The following is a 21312-nucleotide window of genomic DNA, read 5'->3' as shown; positions in this document are numbered from 1 at the left end:
CGAGAGCTCTTTTTGCTTAATCATTATTCTTTTTTTCTTTAAAGAAGATAACCTCTTCAGCTGCAACAATCGGACCAGATGATTTGTAAACTCTGATTCTCATTGCCTTAGCTTTGACGTCTCTTAAACCAACAACCTTATTCTTGCTGTCAGATTTCCAAGTAAGTCGTTCGCCATATGGTTTAAAGTTAGTACCATCAACAGAAGTTTCTACGCTGACTTCAATAGGATCACCTTGATGATCAATCTTTCTTGGAACCCAAACCATTCTGCTTAAGTGTTCCAATTGATTAAACTTGAAGGTTAATTCAAGCGGTTGATCTTCACTGACGCCATTAACAGTTTCCCATTCACTAGCGAGTTTAAGATCAGTCAAATACTTCAAAGGATGATCTTTTTGACTAGTCATGTTACTAGTAGTTTGAATATCTCTGATGGCAAAATTCATTGGATCTGGTTTAGTGATTGCACCAAATGGATCTGACCATTCAGAAACTTTGTTTTTAGCAACATAACGCAAACGCATACTGTAACGAGTATTAGGAGCCAATCCATGGAAGGTAAATGAGCTACCATCGATACCATCATGCAAAATGCCATTAATTTCAATTTGAACTTGATCAGTCAATTGTGGCCAAACTACTGTTAGTGAATGTGAGCTGATCTTTTCTGGATCAACTGCTGGCTGCTTAGGTGAACGCAATAATGAATCAGTGATTGCGTGTACTAAAGTCTCATTACCATACTTGAAGTTACGAATAATAATTTCAATCTTGGAATCAGTAATGTCGCGCTTAGCTAACTTGATTTGCAAAGCGGTTTGCTTCTTTTCTTGATATTGATCAAATTCAGGCAACCAGCTGTAATTTGTATTAAAAAAGAATCCTTCCTTAGCATGAGCGAATGTATCGACTGTGCCATATTCTTGCATGTCGATGACTTGATCATTAATTTTAACGGTTAAGCCATCAGGATAACCATCGCACATGATGTTCAAATTAGTGGTATTTTCTGTTTGGAAGGTATTGAAGTCACCTTGAGTTGGATCAATCGTAATCTTGAGTTTGCTTGCTTCAAGTTCACTAGTAATTTGTGTAGCAACATGGTTTCTTGAATAATCGTTGTAACCATTATCGTCATAGGTAACCATCTTGCTGCGACCTTGTGGGTAAAGAACGTAGTTGCGTTCGCCCAAATCAAAGATAGAGCCGCCACGAACAAAGACTGGTAAATGCCAAGATGGATATGAAAGTTTATTATAAACTCGACCACCTAAATACTTCTTGCCGTCAAACAGGTCAACCCACATCGTACGGTGGTTTGGTAAATAAAGATTATCTTTTCTAGAATTACCATTACCGTCTTCTCGGCCATTAACAATTGGTGAAATGAGCAAGTTAGGCCCAAGCATAAATTCATGGCTAACTTGTGGGGTGTAATTGACTTGTTCATGTGGGAATTCCAAGAATAAAGGCCGCATGATTGGTTCACCAACTTGAGCACGATAGATTAATGTGTACATGTAAGTTTGCAATTGTTCACGCAATTGCAAGTAAGCACGATTGATTTGCGTCATCTTATTGTTATATGCAAATGGCGTTTTACTGAATTTGCCTTGGTCATCAAGACTGAAGAGTAGTGGTGTAAAAGTCTTCCATTCAAAATCACGAATACTAATTTGAGCATTACCACCGCCAGCGGTTCCATCTACGGCACTACCAATTAAAGGTTGGCCAGATAGACTAGCACATAGGAAGCCAGCAACTTGAGTTGGAATATTTTCCCAGTTGCCTCCAATATCACCAAAGGCGAGCATCGTTCTATTTTGACTACCGGCAATTCCTGTATTTGAAAAAATGAGAGGTCTTTTACGCTTAAGATTATCACGTAAAATTAAAGCATCATTTTTCAAAATTTTTGGATCGCTGGTGTTAGTTTGAATAAACGTAGTATCTGGAGTTGCCTTCGGCGTTTGATTTTCACTCCAAAGGCCAGCATTAACATCTCTACTTGCAGCATAATCACTGAAGCTAGTCATTGCTTCCGCATTGATATCTTGTACTTGATAGTTAGGAACAATCCAGCTTAGTTTGAAATGCTCTTTTTGGTAACGATCAACCATTGCACGAGCGGAGAATTGATATTCTTCTTCTCCATTCAATGAGGCCTTACCGTTAGCGTCTTCAGGATTGGAAGTTCTAGTGTAATAGTTGCCATCTTCGAACATGGTAGCATTACGTTCTTTAGCTTCCCCCGGCTGCCACATTGTAGTCAAAAAGTTTCCTACGTGACCCAGACCCAGAGCATATTTAGGTGGCATTAATGGTTTACCCGTCAAAAGGTAATACTTAGCCAAAATATCTTTAGGTGAGTTGCCTAATAAATAAAATGTATCAAATAACTTACTATTGTGAGTTAAGATTGCGGCATCATGATTGGTTTTACCAAAATCATAGCTACCAGTAGTTTCAGTATTTCTTAATTCACCAAAACCGGAGTTAGCCCAGAAAAATGGTACTTGGGTTAAAACTCCGCCTTTACCCGTAATGTGGTCGCGTTCGATTTGAATGACTTGACCTTTATGACTAAAGTAGCCGTTCTGCATCCCACCACCAAAGTAAAATTCATTTTTGTGTTGTTTTAGAATTTCTGTTGTTTGGTTGCTGCTTAGTTCAAGTGGACTAAGTTGAGATAAACGACTACGGTGTAAAGTCTCGTCAAAAATAGTCATCACCGCAGGTTTTTGTTGAAAAATCAATTGGTAATTGCCAGTTTGAATGATTAAAGAATCACTTGTGGCCTTGGCTTTAGATTTTTCAAAGTAAATATTATTAAATTGAGACAGGTCAACGAAAGAAGAATGATTTTCGTCGAATTCCTTAGCTGGATCAAGGAAATAGCGGAATATTCCGTCAGCTAAAATATAAAGACGAGCAACTTCTCCAGTGGAATAATGAAGTTCATAATAATGATCACGTTTATTTGCACCGATGAGTTGACCTAATTGATGTCTTTCTATTTGATTTTGTGTCATATTGCTTTCTTCCTAATAAAACTTGTTACCATATATTATAGCGAAAAAATCTTAACTTTTTGTGCAATTATGCTAAAAGGCCAATAGTCAATCAAAATTTAATTTCTAATTTTAATGTAAGCGCTTTTACTTTTGAGAAAAATGTGCTATATTATGAGTGTAAAGAAATTAAGAAATAAAAGAAAAAAGAAAAGGTGAGTCCAATGACATAGTTAGTGTAGTTAGTCAGATATAAAGAAAGACTTGTGATACCAATGGGCATTTAAGGCTAAACAACAACTTAGTAATAAAATGATATAGCCAAGTGATATATGATTTACATGAGTGACTCGGACTTCCATATGAAGTGGGTATAGAATAATAATTTTTTGAAAAATCGCTTGGAATATATTTATTTAGGAAAGATAATTTATACATGACGAATAATATTAAAAAATGACCTATCGCAGTTTTTAAGCGATAGGTCATTTAGTTTGCTAATATACAGCACCATCGTAGAAGTTGTAACGAGGCTTGTTAAAGTCGAAGTCTTTCAATTCGCTAATCTTAATAGCGTTGTCGCAGACGCCCCAGCTCATTAAGTTAATTGGCTTGCCGTAATCTTCGTCAGGAATAACTAATAAAATGTATTTACCTTGAGATAAAGCGTAGCCAAGTTCCATACCTAAGCCAACGTCTTCTTCTTCTGGCAAATATACGCCAAGCATGATATCAGAAGTCTTAATTCCTACTAGGTCGTTGTTGTAGGTTGCAGAAGCCCATTCAATATCGTGTAAGTATTCTGGGTGTTCATCAACGCGAATACCCTTGTATTGATTATCAAGAGGTATGTAGCTATTTTCTAAATCAACTGTTGGATTTTCTTTTAAAGCTGCCATAGCTTCTTGGTAAGCCTTGTTTTGCTTTTCGTTGAACCAACCGGCACCAAAATATAAAGTCTTTTTCTTTTCCATAATTTTCACCCTCATAAAAATTGCTGATGAATTAACTTTAACATCTTTTCAATTGAAAAAAACGTCTTGTTAACTTACGCTAAAAATAGTAATTCCATAATAGAGGGTAAAATTCAATGACCAATACTGAAAATCTTTTTGCTTCAGATGCAGTTTTTGTGTCTGATCAATTAAAGCAGGACTTAGTTTTAAAAGAAGTTTATGATAAATTGCTTGAGCGAGGCTATGTGAAAGGTAACTTCTTATCACATATTGTTGAGCGTGAACACAATTTTCCTACCGGTTTAGATACTAAAACGTTAGGTCAAAATATTCCTAATATTGCAGTGCCGCACACGGAAGGTGAGTTTGTAAATACGCGTTTGATTGTGCCAGTAGCACTTAAACAACCGGTTCTTTTTCATAATATGATTAAGCCTGAAGAAACATTAGAAGTAAAATTCTTGTTTATGCTTTTGGACAATGATCCTGATGGACAGGCTAAGTTGTTAGCTAGCGTAATGGATTTCTTGGCTGATACTCCGGCTAATGAATTGCGGGAAGTATTTAATTTTACCGATCCGCAAGCGATTTATGCATTTTTAAAGCAAAAATTTATGAAAAAAGAAGACTAAAATTTTCTAGCCTTCTTTTTTAGTCTTCAAGGTAAATTTCACGTAATTTCATAATGTCTGCGCTAGAGAGCTTCATAACATCACGTAAATAGTTATTGATACTGCCGTATTTGTCATTCAATACCTTAATGGCATGATCAAGATATTCAGGACGGACACTTTGAATGTCTCGAATTGATTGAAGAACGTTTTCGTTACGACCGTTTTGACGTGCATGTTCAACCATGCTGTCAACGAAGTCCTTGGTAGTAATGTTAGTTAAAAGGTAATCTTTTTTGATAGTGCTAAACGGTACACCCAAAGCACTTAAAATTAGCATTGCACCAAAGCCGGTTCTGTCTTTACCAGCAGTACAGTGGAAGATGACGCTTTCGTTTTCGCCATCATTTTTGAGCAAGACTTCAAAAAGTTTACGATATGCATTTTGAGCAGATTCACTTTCGATCATGTCTTCATAAGCATAGTGCATGTGATCAAAACCGAAGTCAGCATCGTTAGCGGCTTGCTTATTCAAATCGTTTAGACTCTTAGATGAATTGGTTAAGTCTTCGCTAAAGACGGGATCATAAATGTATTCAACACCGTCTGGAACGCGATCAGGTTGATTATCCACTTCTTCTTTACTTCTAAAGTCAACGTCATATTTTACGCCGTAATCAGTTAAGAACTGCTTGTCAAATGGTGATAGATCAGCCAAATTACCAGTTCTAAGAAGTTTATGCATCTTGATTTTTTTGCCAGATAAAGTTTCATAACCTCCAAGTTCACGGAAGTTGCGGCCACTGGTTACGCCGATTAATTGATTAATTAATTTTTGGGTCAAAAAAATGCTCCTTTCTGTAATTAAATGTTGTCATGCATATTATTTTAGCAACAAATATGAGCCTAAACAATTATTTAGAAAAGTAATAGCTTACAAAATTATGTTAAAATAAACATTAAGAATAAAGCAATCGGATAGGAGATGAAGAAAAGTGGCAACAGATAAAGAAAGTATTTTAGTTCCAGTTGATGGTTCGGAATCAGCAGAAAGAGCTTTTGATAAGGCTGTTCGAGTTGGTTTACGTGATGGTGCTCACGTTGATGTATTGAACGTTATCGATACTCGTCAATTTATGGGTGAAATGCAAGACACTTTGATTTCTGGCGATACTATTTACCAAATGACTCAAGACTCTGAAGAATATTTGAAGAGTTTGAAGAAATGGGCTCATGATAACTTTAACTTTGATGATGTAGATTACCATATTCGTTATGGTAGTCCTAAGCGTATTATTTCTTACGACTTCATCAAAGACCACCATAATGACTTAATCGTTATGGGTGCAACAGGTCTTAATGCAGTTGAAAGAATGTTGATGGGTTCAGTTACTGAATACGTTAACCAACATGCTTTAGCTGATGTATTGATTGTTAAGACTGATATGGCTAACAACCCAGTTAAACCAACAATGAAGAAGAACTAATTAAATAGTGTTAATAGCTAGATGAACATAAATTCATCTAGCTATTTTTTAATGAAAAGTTTCCTAAAAAGGCTTGATAGAACCCGAATATTTTTGGTATTATTTTAACAAATGAACGTAGAGCTGCTGAAGGGAGTGGATGAGTTTTGCTTAAGGATGTAAATAAATTTATTGTTATCGGCAAGTCTTCCGCTTTTGGAGACGTTTTTTCTGTTCGTTTTACTAATATCTGTGCTATTAATCAGGCTTAATTATTGATCGTTTTTGTCGCCCCGTAATTAAGTCTTTTTTTATGGCGTTGTTTGTTTTATCACTATTTTGTTCATGGAGGACAATATGAAAAGATTTAGAAGAATCTTGGTAGCAGTAGTTGCATTACTTGTTGCGGTAGTTGCAACTGCATGTTCAAGCAAGAGTAGTAGTTCATCTAACAAAGAAAACTACACTCCAAAGTCATTAACTATTCAATTTGTACCAAGTCAAGCTGCAACTAAGTTGCAAGCCCGTGCAAAGCCTCTTGAAAAGATGCTTTCAAAGAGATTGGGTATCCCAGTTCACGTTTCTATGTCAACTGACTACAACACCGTTGTGGAAGCTATGAAATCAAAGAAAGTTGATGTAGGTTTCCTTCCACCAGATGGTTATGTTTTAGCTCACAAGCAAGGCGCAGCTGATTTGCTTTTGCAAGCTGAACGTTACGGTGTTAAGCAACCAGGTGGTAAAGCAACTAACCAATTAGTAAAGAGCTATCGTGCAGAAATCCTTGTTAAGAAGGGTTCAAAGATCAAGAACTGGAAAGACTTAAAGGGTAAGTCAATTTCAGTTCAAAACCCAACTTCATCAGCTGGATACGTATTCCCAGTTGCTGAACTTAAGCAAAAGGGTTTGGACGTAACTAAGAGTTGTAAGTTAGTTACTGTTACTGGTCACGACCAAGCTGTTTTGAACGTATTAAACGGCGATACTGATGCAGCCTTCGTCTTTGAGGATGCACGTAACATCGTTAAGAAGGACAACCCAAAGATCATGAGTCAAGTTGTTCCAATTTACTTTACTAAGCCAATTCCTAACGACACTATCTCAGTAATTCCAAGTATGTCTAAGTCATTCCGTAAGAAGCTTGCTAAGGCATTCATCGCTGTAGGTAAGTCAAAGGAAGGTAAGAAAGTTATCGAAAGCGTATATAGCCACGAAGGTTACGCATACGCAAAAGATAGTGACTTCAACGTTATCCGTAAATACGACAAGATCGTTGAATCAACTAAGAAATAATAAATTTAATTAAGGGAGTTTGACGATTAAATGGCAGATAAGCCAATGATCCAATTAAAAGATGTTTCCAAGATCTACGACAATGGTACTGTAGGTTTAAAGGACATCAACTTAACTATTAATAAAGGTGAATTCGTAGTAGTTGTTGGTTTGTCTGGCGCTGGTAAGTCAACTTTGCTACGTTCAATCAATCGTTTGCATGATATTACTTCAGGCGATATTTTGATTGACGGCAAATCAATTACAAGTGCTAAAGGCAAGAATTTGCGTAAATTACGTCGCGATATCGGAATGATTTTCCAGAACTTTAACTTGGTTAAGCGTTCTAGTGTTTTGCGCAATGTTTTGGTAGGCCGCGTAGCTTACTACCCAACTTGGAAGACTACTTTTAACTTATTCGATAAAGAAGATAAACAAAAGGCTTATGAAGCTTTACAACAAGTTGATTTGGCCGATAAAGTTTATGCACGTGCTGACGAGTTATCAGGTGGTCAACAACAACGTGTAGCTATTGCACGTGTGCTTATGCAAAATCCAAAGATCATCTTGGCTGATGAACCAACTGCATCACTTGATCCACAGACTTCAGTGAGAGTCATGAATGACTTGAAGATGCTTAATGAAAAATACGGCATGACCGTAGTTGCTAACTTGCACAGTATCGAACTTGCACAACAATTTGGTGAAAGAGTAATCGGTATCCGTGCTGGTCAAGTAGTTTACGATGGCAAGATGAAAGATACTCCTAAGTCTGTCTTCACTAATATTTACAATGGTGGTAACGGCAGCGAGGAGGATGAATAATGCCTGAACAAGTAAATCAATTGCCTAAGCGTAAGTTCAAAGTAATGAACTTGGTTTGGACAATCATCATGATTGCAGGACTATTTATTTCAATCAATGTTACTAACACGCACATTAGTGTCTTGTTTGAAAACTGGAACCAATTTGCTGACATCTTTATTCAAATGTCTCATCCAGATTGGAGCTACTTGAACGTTGTTTGGCCTAAGTTGATTGAAACCATCAAGATGGCTGTCTTGGGTACGGTAATTGGATCTGTTGTCGCATTTATCTACTCATTATTGATTGCCCGTAACATCGTTAAGAACAAGGCTGTGACTGGCATTCTTCGTGTGATCATGAACATTGTCAGAACCATTCCTGACTTGCTTCTTGGTGCGATCTTCGTAGCTATCGTAGGTATCGGTCCAGTTGCTGGTATCTTGGCTTTAGCAGTCTTCACCTTTGGTGTGGTTGTTAAGTTGTTCTACGAAGCAATCGAAACAATTGATCCAGGTCCAATTGAAGCTTTGACTGCCGTAGGTGCAAACAAATTGCAAATTATCCATTACGCAGTTATGCCACAAATTATCACTTACTTCATTTCATATGTTCTATATGCATTTGAAATCAACGTCAGAGCATCAACAGTCCTTGGTTATATCGGTGCCGGTGGTATTGGTTTGAACTTGCAACAAACTTTGCAGGTCTTCAATTACGCTCAAACTGGTACGATCATCATCGTTATTATCGTAGTTGTTGTCTTGATCGACTACGTTTCATCTAAGTCACGGGAGGCGTTAATGAAATAATGGATACTACAATAAAAAAATTACCCGCTAAACCCGTTGACCGTAAGAAACAAGTTGCACATTGGCTAATTGCAATTGCCACTATCGTAATTATTGTTTGGTCATGTACTGGTATTAACTTCGGTGGTATTAAAGCCACTGCTGGTCAAATTGCCGGTGCAATCTTCTCAGGTATTTTCCATCCTGACTGGGGCTATGTTTACAATGGCTCAGGTGAAGACTTGATCTCACAATTGTGGCAAACCATTTGTATCGCTTTCTTAGGTACATTCATTTCCGCAATTATTTCATTGCCATTTGCCTTCTGGGCAGCCCATACCAAGCACAAGCATTGGTACACTTCAAGAATCGGTAAAATTGTTTTGGCAATTATCCGTTCATTCCCTGAAATTGTTCTTGCTTTGATGTTCATCAAGGCCGTGGGTCCTGGTTCTGCAGCCGGTGTTTTGGCATTAGGTTTCCACTCAGTTGGTATGCTTGCCAAGTTGTTCTCAGAGGCTATTGAAAACTTGGAAGAAGGGCCAAACGAAGCTGTTATTGCAGCCGGTGGTTCTAAGTTCCACGTAATCATGTTTTCAACTATGCCTAACTTGATGCCAGCTTTGATTTCTAACACCTTGTATCGTTTTGATGTTTCAATTCGTTCCGCATCTATCCTTGGTTTGGTAGGTGCCGGTGGTATCGGTTATCCATTAATCATTGCACTTCAATATCGTCAATGGGACCGTGTAGGTATCATTTTGCTTGGTATCATCATTATGGTTGTTATCATTGACTGGATCTCAGGTTGGATCAGAAAGAAGTTAGTTTAATTTTTAATTCCTATGAAAAAGAGAAGACAAACGTCTTCTCTTTTTTTCATCCATTATTTTTGAAGTAACAATCTTCAAGATGGTCATTAATTAAGCCAATTCCTTGGAGGTAAGAATAGATAATTACAGGACCTACGAAAAAGAAACCATCTTTTTTCATTTGCTTGGCAATCTGCTTTGCAATGTCGTTAGTGGTAGGAACTTCGTCAATGGTATCGGGATGATGCACAATTGGTGAAGGGATAAAACTTTGCAAATATTTGGCGAAACTGCCATATTCTTGCTTAACTACTAGGATCGCCTTAGCATTTTTGATTGCGGCATTGATTTTGATTTGATTACGGATGATGCCTTTGTCCTGCATCAGCAGGCCTACGTCATAATCGGTCATTTGAGCAACTTTTTCTACATCGAATTCCTTAAAAGCTTTTCTGAAGTTCTCGCGTTTGTGCAAAATTGTGGACCAACTGAGCCCTGATTGAAAAAGTTCAAGTACCAGCATTTCATATAAATATTGATCATCTAAATTTAATTTGCCCCATTCATGATCATGGTAGTTTCTCACTGTTTCGTCTTTTACATCGCCCCAAGGGCAGCGTAATATTCTAGTTTCATTCATGAAATTTTCTCCTTTAAAATAATATTTTTACTCTCTAATATTTATTACGCAAAAAAAGTGGATTTTTTTCTAAGAAATTTTATTTTTAAGTTTGAAATGCAGGCTTTAATCCCTTTTTTTGCTATAATTAGGGGTGAATTTTGAGGAGGATCATATGGAAAAATTAGATACCATGATGTTGGCTGATGATTTAGCCTTATCACAAGACAAGATTTTGAATGGTGAACAAGACTTTGACGCTGAAGCTGTCTATAAAGTAATTGATAACTTGGACGTTTTGAATAATCCTATTAAAGATTACTTTGATATGACCGAAGAAGAATACTACGAAGCAGAAAGCGATCATAAATTAACTTTGATCAAAATGGCTGATAAGTTAACTGATTTACATGACCGTATCTTAACTAACCACGTTGATGGTTATGTTGATAAGGATGAAATTAATTTAACTTACAACCACGAAAATCCATATGAAGATGATTTGTATGATCCAGCCACTGATTATCGAGTTATCGTTTACAGTTTAAAGGTTATTGGCGCAGTTCAAGCAATTGCTGCCAAGGATTTACAAGAAGTATTGTCTAAAGATGCTGTTTTGTCAGTAGGACTTGCTGCTTATGCTTTAGCACACAACGCATAAATTATTTGAGTCGGGTCGCGAGAGCCGGCTTTTTTTGTCTTTGGGGCGAAAAATGAAGCTATTGAAACATACTAAAGGAATAGTTGATAAGATCGTAGGAGCAAGAAAGCGTTCAGCCATGGATAAAGATGGCGAGTTACTAGATCCTATGCAAAAATATACCACTATTGGTGAATATCATGTTGATGCAGAAGATGGTACACCAGATGGTAAGAAATTTGTGCTAACTGTTTATCAAGATAAGGATGGAATACTGCGTCAGGCACTTAGCTCCGAAAGTACAACTGAACTAGCGCCTGAATATATTCGTAAGTATAGTAATGAATTAGGGCGTTTTAGAGCATTTCATAGTAAAAAAACGGGCCGTCGCTACTTGGTAGAAGACTATCTTGATAATTATGTAAGCGAAGTAAAAAAGCATATTCGTGAAGGTAAGAATTCAGTCAATATCGGAGTAATCACCGATACTCATTTTAAAGATAAAGATAGTGTGGATTTCTACGGCTGGAACGGCTTGCAACATGTGCAAGAGTTTGCTTATTTAGAAAAGTTTGGCTTGCTTGATTTAAAGGCACACCTCGGCGATTGGATTGATGGCTCTGATGCCGGTTTAATCGGTGAAAGTGAACTTATTAAATTAAAGGATTCATTTAAATCAGATAAAGTACCATATCTAAATATTAAGGGAAATCACGATGAAAATGATAAATTTGATGAGCATCATGATCTTAAAGCATCGTTCCCTGAAAATGAATTTGAAAATATTATGTGGCCCGACATGTATCGTCAAAAGGGCATCCATTATGTTTCTCGTCAGCATGGCGTAGCTTATTTTGATATTGATGATGTTCGGGTAGTGTCTGTTAATACTTCTGACCTTCCTTATATTTTAGATAATAAAGGTCACAAACGTTACGATACTAAAATTACTCTGGCAGTGCGGGAAGATCAGATCGAAGAAATTATTGAAATTCTTACTAAGTCTTCCAATAAAAAGATCATCTTCATGAGTCATGCTAATCCAATTAATCGAAAGGGTTCAAACGCATTGAAATATAATGGACGTTCTTTGCATGAATTATTAGTTGCCTTTAACCAACGCGAAAAGGGACGGATGCATGCCAGTGATGGTGAACCCGCTGAATTTCGTTTATCTAACTACTTTGATTTTACTAAAGTGAAAAATGCTCGTATTGTAGCTTATTTCTGCGGACATCGTCACCGTGAAGATCAATATCGCATCAATGGTATTCAATATGTTTTATTCAATTGCTCAGCCTTAATGGGACCAAATCATTCGTTAACGACTAAATATAATAAGAATTTGAACCGTAAAATTGATCATAACAATGAATTTGCGGGCTATATTGTAAATGTTGATTTGAAGCGTCATCGGATTCAGTCGTTTGGTTATGGTGCAGCTTCAAGAAGACGCGTTTACTTTATTTGATTAAAGAATGGTAAAGCCATTTGGCTATTACAAGTCTTTAGCTTATAATAAGAAAGTTAACGTGAAAAAATAACTAGATATAATTTTAGAGAGATTAACTTAGGGGAATTTGACTATGTGCGGAATTGTCGCATTTTATGATCCAAAAATAAATGAAAAACAAGCTGTCATTGGTAAGATGATGGCGACGATCAAGCACCGTGGACCTAGTTCCGACGGTTATTACACTAATGATGAAGTTGCACTTGGCTTTAGAAGATTGTCAATTATCGATCTTCGAGGCGGAAGTCAACCAATTTATAATGAAGATAAAACTAGAGCCATTATTTTTAATGGCGAAATTTACAACTTTAAGCCACTTAGAGAAGAATTAATTAAAGCTGGACACGTTTTTTCAACTAAGGCAGATACTGAAGTTCTTCTTCATGGATATGAAGAATGGGGCATGGATGGCCTGCTTAAGCGTGTACGCGGAATGTTTGCTTTCCTTATCTGGGATGACAACAACAAGACTCTTTATGGTGCTCGTGATTTCTTTGGTATTAAGCCAATGTATTACAGCAACCAAAACGGTCACTTGCTTGTTGGTTCAGAACTTAAGAGCTTCTTAGAATTTCCAAAGTTTAAGCGTGAATTAAACGTTGAAGCCGTTAAGCCATATTTAATGAACCAATATAATGACCTTGAAGAAACTTTCTTTAAAGGTGTTTACCGCTTCCCAGCTGGTCACTGGTTCGAATATAAAGATGGTGAAATGAAGACTCATCAATACTGGGACGCTGAATATAAGGAAAATAGCTTAAGCTTTGAAGAAACTTTAAAGAGAATCAACGATGACTTGAAAGAAACTGTTGATTTATACAGAAACGCTGATGTTAAAGTTGGTGCGTTCTTATCTGAAGGTGTTGACTCTTCATACTTAACTACTTTGCTTAACCCAGATGATGTTTTCTCAGTCAGCTTTGATGATTCAACTTACGATGAAGCTTCAAAGGCTAAGGCTTTGGCAGATATCAATCACTGGACTTTCTTTAGTGACAAGGTAGACGCTGATGAAGCTATGCGTGACTTCCCAGAAATGCAATACCACATGGATGAACCTGATGCCAACCCATCAATCATTCCGCTTTGGTACTTGTGTAAGTTAGCGCGTAAGCATGTTACTGTTGCTCTTTCTGGTGAAGGTGCTGACGAATTGTTTGCTGGTTATGTCAACTACGGAATGCATACTCATAATGACATCATTAAGGTCTTTACTAGCGAATTAAAGAAATTGCCTAAGAAGAAGCAAGTTAAGTTAGCTCATAAGATTAAGAAGATGCCTAACTTCCCAGGTAAGGTTCACATGTATACTAATTTAGCTGAGCCAAGTGAATTTTACGTAGGTCAATCAGTCATCTATGATATGGATTACCCAACTATCTTTACTTCTAAGGATGCTAATAGTATTTTGCAGCCAACTTACCGCAATAAGTTGACCGTTAATGGCATTTATCAAAAGGACTTCAAGAAGGTTAAGGATATTGATAACGTTAAGCAAATGCAATACATTGATTTGCACCACTTTATGCTTAATGATATTGAACAAAAAGCTGACAAGATCTCAATGGCCCACTCACTTGAAGTTCGTGTACCATATCTTGATAAGAAGATTGCAGAGCTTGCCAACTCTATTCCAACTAAGTACTTAGTTAACCGTCACGATACTAAGTATGCTTTGCGTAAGGCTTCAGAAAAAGTTTTGCCAGATGAATGGGCAAAACGTCCAAAGCTTGGTTTCCCAACGCCAATCAAACAATGGCTTAAGGAACCACGTTTTTACAAGCAAGTTCGTGCTCTGTTTGAAGAAGAATTTGTTAACGATATTTTTGATCAAAAGAAGATCATTAAATTGCTCGATGACAACTACGAAGGGGACGGCTCACACAGACGTCAAATCTGGGCTATCTACACCTTCCTTGTTTGGTACAAGTTGTTCTTTGTTGATTACGAAAATACTGTTAAGAAATACCAACATGTTCAACCTGAAGTTGCAAAATTAATTTCACAAGGCAAATTACTATAATTTAGGGGTTTAATTTAGGATAATGACTAAAAAATTTACACCAATTTTACTTGGTAGTGACATTAATGTTTATGGTATGGCTCGTTCGTTTAATGAAGCCTATGGTATCAAGGTTAAAGCTTTGGCTGATGTTCAACTTGCCGCAACGCGCTACTCCAGCATTGTCGATGTTGAATTGCATCATGGTTTTAGTAGTGATCCAACTTTCATGGATGTAATGCACAAGAAGATGGAAGAATACAAGAGTCACGAAGAACCAGTTATTTTGATCGCTTGTGGTGACGGTTATGCGGAACTTTTGGCTAAGCACAAGGAAGAATTGAGTAAAGTCTTCATCGTTCCTTATATTGATTATGACTTGCTTGAAGTTTTAATTTCAAAGGAAGGCTTCTACAAGACTGCTGAAGAATATGGCTTGCCATATCCTAAGACTAAGATCATTACCATGGATGACTATAAGTCTGAAAAGTATTTAGACGTACCATTCGATTTCCCTGTAGAACTTAAGCCAGAGGATCCTGTTTCATGGCTTAAATGTCAATTTGAAGGTCGTAAGAAGACTTTTGCCATTCAAGATAAGGATGAATTCAAGGATATCGTTACTAAGATTTATACTCACGGATACAAAGCTGATCTTATTTTGCAAGACTTTATCCCGGGTGATGACTCTAACATGCGTACCTTGAATGCTTATGTAGATAAGAATCATCAAGTGAAGATGATGTGTTTAGGTCACCCACTTTTGGAAGATCCAACGCCACAGTCAATTGGCAACTACATGGCTATCTTGCCAGAATACAATGAAAAGTTGTATGAACAGGTTCAACAATTCCTTGAAAAGTTGAACTATACTGGTATGGCTAACTTTGATATCAAGTACGATCCAAGAGACGGCGAATTCAAATTCTTTGAAATTAACTTACGTCAGGGTCGTTCTAGCTTCTACGTAACCTTGAATGGCTACAATTTAGCTAAATGGTACATTGATGATTATGTAGAAGATGCCTTGAAGGATAAGGAAACTGTTTACGGTAACAAATTTGAATCTAAGTACAAGTTATGGTTGGGTGTACCAAAGAAGATCTTCAATGAATATGCCTTTGAAAATGAATATAAAGAAAAGGCCGATGAATTAATTCGTGAAGGTCGTTATGGCACTACTGTTTTCTATGATAAGGACAAGAGCTTTAAGCGTTGGCTATTGATGAAGTACATGTTCCATAACTATTACAAGCGCTACAAGACTTATTACGAAGTTAATAAGGGCAAAATCTTTAAAGAAGAAAATGAAAGATTAGATAAATAATGATAATTAAGGCCATCGAAGTTGTTTCGGTGGCTTTTTTGTCTGTCATGGCCTTACAATGAACGTGAACAGAACAGAGTATTTTGAAAAGGGGGATTCTGATGGATGAAAAATCAAATAAAACAGCTCCAAAATCAGATTTAGAAAAAACTGATTTGAAGCAAGTATTAACTAAATTGAAAGTTGATCCTAAAACTGGTTTGCCGTTAGTGATCCAGCACAACTGCAAACAATTATGTTCTTGCTACTTTGGCTGGTTAGTTCCAAGAATTTTGCTTTGGATGATCTGTGAGGTTTGGATTTACAACATTGCTTGGATGTTCGTCTTGAATATCATCAGAATATTGATTGAAAAAGCTCAAGCTAAAAAATAAATAAAGATTAATATTATTTGAGGGATGAAGCAATTTGATTTGCTTCATCTTTTTTTGAAATTATTTTTGCATGAATTATTCCCTTTAACACGCTATTTTGTCTAATACAAGATATACTCATCTATATTTGAACAGAATACAAGATGTTGTACCTATGGTATGATTTAGATACGAGATTTTGGAGTGATAATTATGCTTAAAAGAGAATTTGACTATCAAAAAGAAACTGAATTAAACTTGCCAACGACCTTCATTAAGCGTGATGGGGCGAAATATCCATTTGAAATTTTTAAATTAAAAATGGTCTTGCACAGTCTCGGCTTGGATGATGAAGCAGATGCTGTGATTGAAAAGATTGCAGCTAAATTAACTACCACTACTGTGAAGGCTGAAGATGTAGCTCATGCTTTTAAAGAGAGTCTGCATGAATTAGGCTACCTGGATGAAGCAAAGGCTTACGTAGATTATCGTAAGCAAGATGAAAAGAATTGGCTCAAGCAGACTGATACTCGTGCTAGATTAGAGCGCATGGTGCACGGTGATCCTACGATCGTTAACGAAAATGCCAACAAAGATAGTGAAGTTTTCAGCACTCAGCGTGATTTAACTGCGGGTACGGTGGGAAAGACCGTTGGTTTGACTATGATGCCGCAGCACATTGCTAAAGCTCACTTGCGCGGTGATATTCACTGGCATGACTTAGATTACACGCCTCTTTCACCAATGACTAACTGCTGCTTAATCGATTTTAAGGACATGTTGACTAACGGTTTTAAGATCGGTAATGCCTATATGACTAGTCCTAATTCAATTAATGTAGCAACACACCAAGTTACCCAAATTATTACCAACGTGGCTTCTAGTCAGTATGGTGGTTGTTCATTTGATCGTGCTGATGAAGTTCTTGCACCATTTGCGGAAAAGAATTATCGCAAGCACTTAAAGGATGCGGCTGAATTTATTGATGATCCTGAAAAGGTAGAGCAATATGCGAGAAAGCAAACCAAGAAGGACATCTATGATGCGATGCAAGGTCTTGAATACGAAATCAATACCATGTTCTCTAGTCAAGGACAAACTCCATTTACAACTTTAGGCTTTGGTCTTGGTACTTCTTGGATTGAAAAAGAAATTCAAAAAGATATTTTGAGAATTCGAATTAAAGGTTTAGGTAGAGAAAGAAGAACGGCTATCTTCCCTAAGCTAGTGTTCACTATCAAAAAGGGTTTGAATCTTCATCCTGGCGATCCTAATTATGATGTCAAAGAATTGGCTATTCAATGTTCTACTAAGAGAATGTACCCAGATGTCTTGATGTACGACACAATTAAAAAAATCACCGGTTCATTCAAGGCACCGATGGGTTGTCGTTCATTCTTGCAAGGCTGGAAAGATGAAAACGGTCATGAGGTAAACTCAGGTAGAATGAACCTCGGTGTAGTAACCGTGAACTTGCCTAGAATTGCGATGGAAAGTCATGGCGATAAAGAACTTTTCTGGAAGATCTTTGATACACGTATGCGGACCTGTCATCAAGCACTCGCTTTTAAGGGTCGTCGCGCTATTCAAGCTAAGCCAGAAAATGCTCCAATCATGTATCAATATGGTGTATTTGGTAAACGACTTAAGCCCGGTGATGATGTCAACCAACTCTTCAAGAATGGTCGTGCTACTATTTCATTAGGCTACATTGGTTTGTACGAGGTGGGGACTGTCTTCTACGGTCCTGATTGGGAACACAATGAAGAAGCGCATGATTTTACTATTGAAATTGTTAAACGCATGCACGACTTGTGTGCTAAATGGGAAAAAGAAGATCCGTACCACTGGCACTACAGTTTATATTCAACTCCTAGTGAAAGTTTAACTGATCGTTTCTGCCGTCTTGATACGGAAAAATTTGGCAAAATCAAAGATATTACAGACAAGGAATACTACACTAATTCATTCCACTATGATGTCAGAAAACACCCAACACCTTTTGAAAAGTTAACCTTCGAAGCACCATATCCATATTATGCAGCTGGTGGCTTTATCCATTATTGCGAATATCCTAACTTGAAGCAAAATCCGGCAGCGCTAGAAGCTGTTTGGGATTGGGCTTACGACAAGGTAGGATATCTCGGAACCAACACACCAATTGATAAATGCTACAAGTGTGGTTTTGCCGGTGAATTTGAATCTACGGCTAAAGGCTTCCAATGTCCTAAGTGCGGTAACCATGATCCTGCAACTTGTGATTGTGTTAAGAGAACCTGTGGCTACTTGGGTAACCCATTGAAGAGACCGATGGTTCACGGCCGTCACGAAGAAATTATTCACCGTGTAAAACATATGGATTTTGGCATGGAAGATAGCTTGGCTACTGAAGAAGAAGTTAAGAATGGTGAATACTAATGCCTGAAAAAGATAAAAATCCACAAGAAGGGCCTGACATTCGCAGCAACTTAATCAAGGTTAATATGGGTGGCGATACCATGTTTGTTGATCCAGACCAATATAAACCGCAGATTGAGCATCAAAAAAAGCTAAAAAGATTGCATCGTAAGCCTAAGAACCCTAAGCCGGGTGAATGGGTATCAAAGGATTATTCTAAGCATAAAGTAGCTGATTATAAGCCCTTTAACTTTGTCGATGGTGAAGGCGTCCGCTGTAGTCTATATGTTTCAGGTTGTTTGTTTGATTGCCCTGGTTGTTACAATCTAGCAGCACAAAACTTTAATTATGGTTTCCCATATACTCAAGAATTGGAAGACAGAATTATCAATGATTTGTCTCAGTCCTACGTGCAAGGCTTAACCTTGTTGGGCGGCGAACCTTTCCTGAATACTGATGTTTGTCTAAGAATTATTAATCGTATTAGAAAAGAATTTGGTCATAAAAAAGATATTTGGTCTTGGTCAGGTTATACTTGGGACGAATTGCAAAAAGAGACGCCTGATAAAAAAGAAATGCTTTCGAAGATCGATATTTTAGTCGACGGTCGTTTTATGAATGATTTAAAGGATTTAACCTTGCAGTTCAGAGGTTCTAGTAATCAGCGCATCATTGATGTGCCTAAATCGATGAAGGCAGGCAAGGTAGTAATCTGGGATAAATTACAGCGATAAAGTAGAATAAAGTCTGGAAGATTTCCAGACTTTTTTGCTAGATAGGAAAAAGATGAAAGAAGAAAATATAAAACAAGTAGATCAAATTATGACGGCATTGACTAAGGTAATTGATCCAGAATTACAGGTTGATGTAGTTAATTTGGGCCTGATATATGGTATTGATATTGAAAAAGAAAAAGCCACTATCAAGATGACTTTGACTATTATGGGTTGTCCACTGTCTGATTATTTGCAAAATAGCATTCAAAATGCAGTTTTGCAGGTTGATGGCATTAGTAAATGTGATATTCGGCTAGTTTGGTATCCTGTGTGGTCACCTGAACGCATGTCAGAGGCGGCAAAAGAGCAGCTGGGGATGCAGGAGAAAAAGAAGGCTGAGTCTCAAAATGAAGCTAAGATAATCGACTTTAATTTACCAATTAAAAAGATGGCGGATAAATATCCGGATTTTGTTCAGATTATGTATGATTGTGGTTTTACTCGAATTAAGATTCCAGGTTTGCTTAATACGGTAGGTAGAGTAATGACGATTCCGCTTGGAGCTCAAGCCATGAAAATTGATTTGGCGAAGGTGAAAAAAGCGTTTGAAGAAAAAGGGTATAAGGTAATCAATGACTGATAAAAAAAGACAAGATGCGATTTTAAAGATTTTGCATTATATTCAAAATGGCGGTGATTTTAAAACGGCCAAGGAAATGTTTCAAAAAGAGTTTGATCAAGTGGACGTGGCTGAGATTACGGCAGCTGAACGGGAATTGATCAAGCAAGGGTTGAATCCAGTAGATATTCAGTATTTGTGTAATGTCCATGCGGATGTGTTCAAGGGCAATATTAAGCAAAATGAAGAAAATCCTGATTTTGCGATTCCTGGACATCCCGTTCACACGATCAAGTTGGAAAATATGGTGCTTAAGTCTTTAATTAAGGATGCGCTTTTGCCAGATTTAGCTAAATATGGGCAGGGAAAAGACACTTTGAAGAAAATTAGGCAAGAATTGAAGGATCTGGCGACGATCGATAAGCATTATCGCAGAAAAGAGACTTCACTTTTTCCACTTATGAATAAGTATGGCATTACGGCTCCACCGGAAGTAATGTGGGGTGTGGATGATGATATTCGCGCATTGATTAGGGATGCACAGAAGGTCGCTAACCAAGATCAGGTGAAGATAGATGAGTTAGACCAAGTAATCAAAAAAGCCAGCCACGAAGTCTTAGAAATGATCTTTAAGGAAGAAGAGATCATGATTCCGATGATTGATGAAGTCGCAAATCAAGAAGATTGGTACAATGTCAAAAATGAGGAAAAGCAGATTGGCTATACTTTGATTCGTGAGCCGATGAATTGGCAGCCTCAGCTTCCTAAAAATAGTGCAGGTCCAGTTGATGTTAAAAATTTGAGTTCATTCTTTATCAACTTCAAGGAAGGTGCGCTTAATTTAGAGCAATTGAATGCAATCTTGGATCTATTGCCATTTGCTTTAACTTTTATTGATGAAAATGACAAGGTAGCCTATTTTGGCGGTGGTGCCGCAATTTATCCGCATTCTAAAAATGCGATTGGCAATTCAGTTTTCTCCTGTCATACGGCTAAGAGTCGGCCGTTGATTGAGAAGATTTTTAAAGCTTTTCATGAAGGCAAGCGTGATGAAATCGAATATTGGTTTACTCCTAAAAAGATGGGGAGAACATTGTATTTGCGCTATTATGCTGTGCACGATGAAAATGGAAAGTATTTGGGATGCTTGGAAGTTGCGGAAGATATTACTAAGATTCAAAATTTAAAAGGCGAAAAGAAAAAGTTGTAGAAGGTTAAATTAGAATATACTTTTTCATAATATGATCAAGAAAGAGCTAAATAAATTGGTAGAAGAAATGCGTTTTTTTAATGAAAAACGCCCGAAAATCCCCGTATTTTAATGCGGGGATGGATAGGGCCAAGCTGACCTAGCAGTCAGCTTTTTTTATTCTAAAAATAGAGACATACGTTCGACTTCCC

19 protein-coding genes are annotated in these 21312 nt (G+C 37.2%); 15 read left to right on the top strand and 4 right to left on the bottom strand.

Annotated elements, in window-relative coordinates; translation table 11 throughout:
• Positions 1-16: 16 nt before the first annotated feature.
• Together B5E95_RS07090 and B5E95_RS07085 are read right to left on the bottom strand one after the other, a co-directional pair.
• Positions 17-3034 carry a TIM-barrel domain-containing protein gene (locus B5E95_RS07090; protein ID WP_087236025.1) on the bottom strand — a complete coding sequence of 1006 codons (3018 nt, stop codon included), beginning with the start codon at positions 3032-3034 and terminating at the stop codon, positions 17-19.
• 476 nt (positions 3035-3510) lie between these two features.
• Positions 3511-3987, bottom strand: coding sequence for a nucleoside 2-deoxyribosyltransferase (locus tag B5E95_RS07085; protein ID WP_025005587.1), 477 nt, complete (start codon positions 3985-3987; stop codon positions 3511-3513).
• A gap of 116 nt (positions 3988-4103) precedes the next feature.
• On the opposite strand from B5E95_RS07085, the gene B5E95_RS07080 reads away from it, so the two are divergent.
• The gene (locus B5E95_RS07080; protein ID WP_025005586.1) at positions 4104-4601 is read left to right on the top strand and encodes a PTS sugar transporter subunit IIA; all 498 of its coding nucleotides are present in this window, start codon (positions 4104-4106) and stop codon (positions 4599-4601) included.
• A gap of 19 nt (positions 4602-4620) precedes the next feature.
• On the opposite strand, the gene B5E95_RS07075 is transcribed toward B5E95_RS07080, so the two are convergent.
• On the bottom strand, positions 4621-5424 hold the full coding sequence (locus tag B5E95_RS07075) for a tyrosine-protein phosphatase (RefSeq protein WP_025005585.1): 804 nt from the start codon (positions 5422-5424) through the stop codon (positions 4621-4623).
• A 151-nt stretch (positions 5425-5575) separates the two neighbouring features.
• Here B5E95_RS07075 and B5E95_RS07070 point away from each other — a divergent pair, with 151 nt between their 5' ends.
• The 5 genes from B5E95_RS07070 to phnE (B5E95_RS07050) all read left to right on the top strand — a co-directional run bounded on the left by B5E95_RS07070 (position 5576) and on the right by phnE (B5E95_RS07050) (position 9746).
• Positions 5576-6067 (top strand): universal stress protein, encoded by a 492-nt coding sequence (locus tag B5E95_RS07070; RefSeq protein ID WP_025005584.1) that lies wholly within the window; start codon positions 5576-5578, stop codon positions 6065-6067.
• Positions 6068-6403: 336 nt separating this feature from the next.
• Complete coding sequence (locus B5E95_RS07065; protein ID WP_025005583.1) at positions 6404-7339, top strand: phosphate/phosphite/phosphonate ABC transporter substrate-binding protein; 936 nt, start codon at positions 6404-6406, stop codon at positions 7337-7339.
• 30 nt (positions 7340-7369) lie between these two features.
• Complete coding sequence (gene phnC / locus B5E95_RS07060; RefSeq protein WP_025005582.1) at positions 7370-8143, top strand: phosphonate ABC transporter ATP-binding protein; 774 nt, start codon at positions 7370-7372, stop codon at positions 8141-8143.
• A complete protein-coding gene (gene phnE, locus B5E95_RS07055) occupies positions 8143-8934 on the top strand; it encodes a phosphonate ABC transporter, permease protein PhnE (RefSeq protein ID WP_005721698.1) in 792 nt (263 codons plus the stop codon). Before phnC ends, phnE (B5E95_RS07055) begins: the two co-directional genes overlap by 1 nt.
• Positions 8934-9746, top strand: coding sequence for a phosphonate ABC transporter, permease protein PhnE (gene phnE / locus B5E95_RS07050; protein WP_087236023.1), 813 nt, complete (start codon positions 8934-8936; stop codon positions 9744-9746). The genes phnE (B5E95_RS07055) and phnE (B5E95_RS07050) overlap by 1 nt, the downstream gene beginning before the upstream one ends.
• Positions 9747-9792: 46 nt before the next feature.
• On the opposite strand, the gene B5E95_RS07045 is transcribed toward phnE (B5E95_RS07050), so the two are convergent.
• A complete protein-coding gene (locus tag B5E95_RS07045) occupies positions 9793-10365 on the bottom strand; it encodes a DNA-3-methyladenine glycosylase I (RefSeq protein ID WP_087236021.1) in 573 nt (190 codons plus the stop codon).
• A gap of 154 nt (positions 10366-10519) precedes the next feature.
• On the opposite strand from B5E95_RS07045, the gene B5E95_RS07040 reads away from it, so the two are divergent.
• From B5E95_RS07040 to B5E95_RS07000, 9 genes are all read left to right on the top strand, one after another.
• The gene (locus B5E95_RS07040) at positions 10520-11005 is read left to right on the top strand and encodes a hypothetical protein (protein ID WP_087236019.1); all 486 of its coding nucleotides are present in this window, start codon (positions 10520-10522) and stop codon (positions 11003-11005) included.
• Between the two features lie 52 nt (positions 11006-11057).
• Positions 11058-12455, top strand: coding sequence for a metallophosphoesterase family protein (locus tag B5E95_RS07035; RefSeq protein ID WP_087236017.1), 1398 nt, complete (start codon positions 11058-11060; stop codon positions 12453-12455).
• Between the two features lie 115 nt (positions 12456-12570).
• Positions 12571-14520, top strand: coding sequence for an asparagine synthase (glutamine-hydrolyzing) (gene asnB / locus B5E95_RS07030; RefSeq protein WP_087236015.1), 1950 nt, complete (start codon positions 12571-12573; stop codon positions 14518-14520).
• A gap of 22 nt (positions 14521-14542) precedes the next feature.
• Positions 14543-15826, top strand: coding sequence for a carboxylate--amine ligase (locus tag B5E95_RS07025; RefSeq protein WP_087236013.1), 1284 nt, complete (start codon positions 14543-14545; stop codon positions 15824-15826).
• Positions 15827-15927: 101 nt separating this feature from the next.
• Entirely contained in the window at positions 15928-16200 is a 273-nt protein-coding gene (locus B5E95_RS07020; protein WP_087236011.1) for a hypothetical protein, read from the top strand.
• Positions 16201-16392: 192 nt separating this feature from the next.
• Positions 16393-18597 (top strand): anaerobic ribonucleoside-triphosphate reductase, encoded by a 2205-nt coding sequence (nrdD, locus tag B5E95_RS07015; RefSeq protein ID WP_087236009.1) that lies wholly within the window; start codon positions 16393-16395, stop codon positions 18595-18597.
• The gene (nrdG, locus tag B5E95_RS07010) at positions 18597-19310 is read left to right on the top strand and encodes an anaerobic ribonucleoside-triphosphate reductase activating protein (protein WP_025005574.1); all 714 of its coding nucleotides are present in this window, start codon (positions 18597-18599) and stop codon (positions 19308-19310) included. The genes nrdD and nrdG overlap by 1 nt, the downstream gene beginning before the upstream one ends.
• A gap of 52 nt (positions 19311-19362) precedes the next feature.
• Positions 19363-19932, top strand: a complete 570-nt coding sequence (locus tag B5E95_RS07005; protein ID WP_087236006.1) for an iron-sulfur cluster assembly protein — start codon at positions 19363-19365, stop codon at positions 19930-19932.
• Positions 19925-21121 carry a DUF438 domain-containing protein gene (locus tag B5E95_RS07000; protein WP_087236004.1) on the top strand — a complete coding sequence of 399 codons (1197 nt, stop codon included), beginning with the start codon at positions 19925-19927 and terminating at the stop codon, positions 21119-21121. The genes B5E95_RS07005 and B5E95_RS07000 overlap by 8 nt, the downstream gene beginning before the upstream one ends.
• Positions 21122-21312: the final 191 nt, after the last annotated feature.

The sequence above is a fragment of the Lactobacillus gallinarum genome, assembly GCF_002160635.1.
Taxonomy (GTDB): Bacteria; Bacillota; Bacilli; order Lactobacillales; family Lactobacillaceae; genus Lactobacillus; species Lactobacillus gallinarum.
This window is presented reverse-complemented; position numbering and strand designations above follow the sequence as displayed.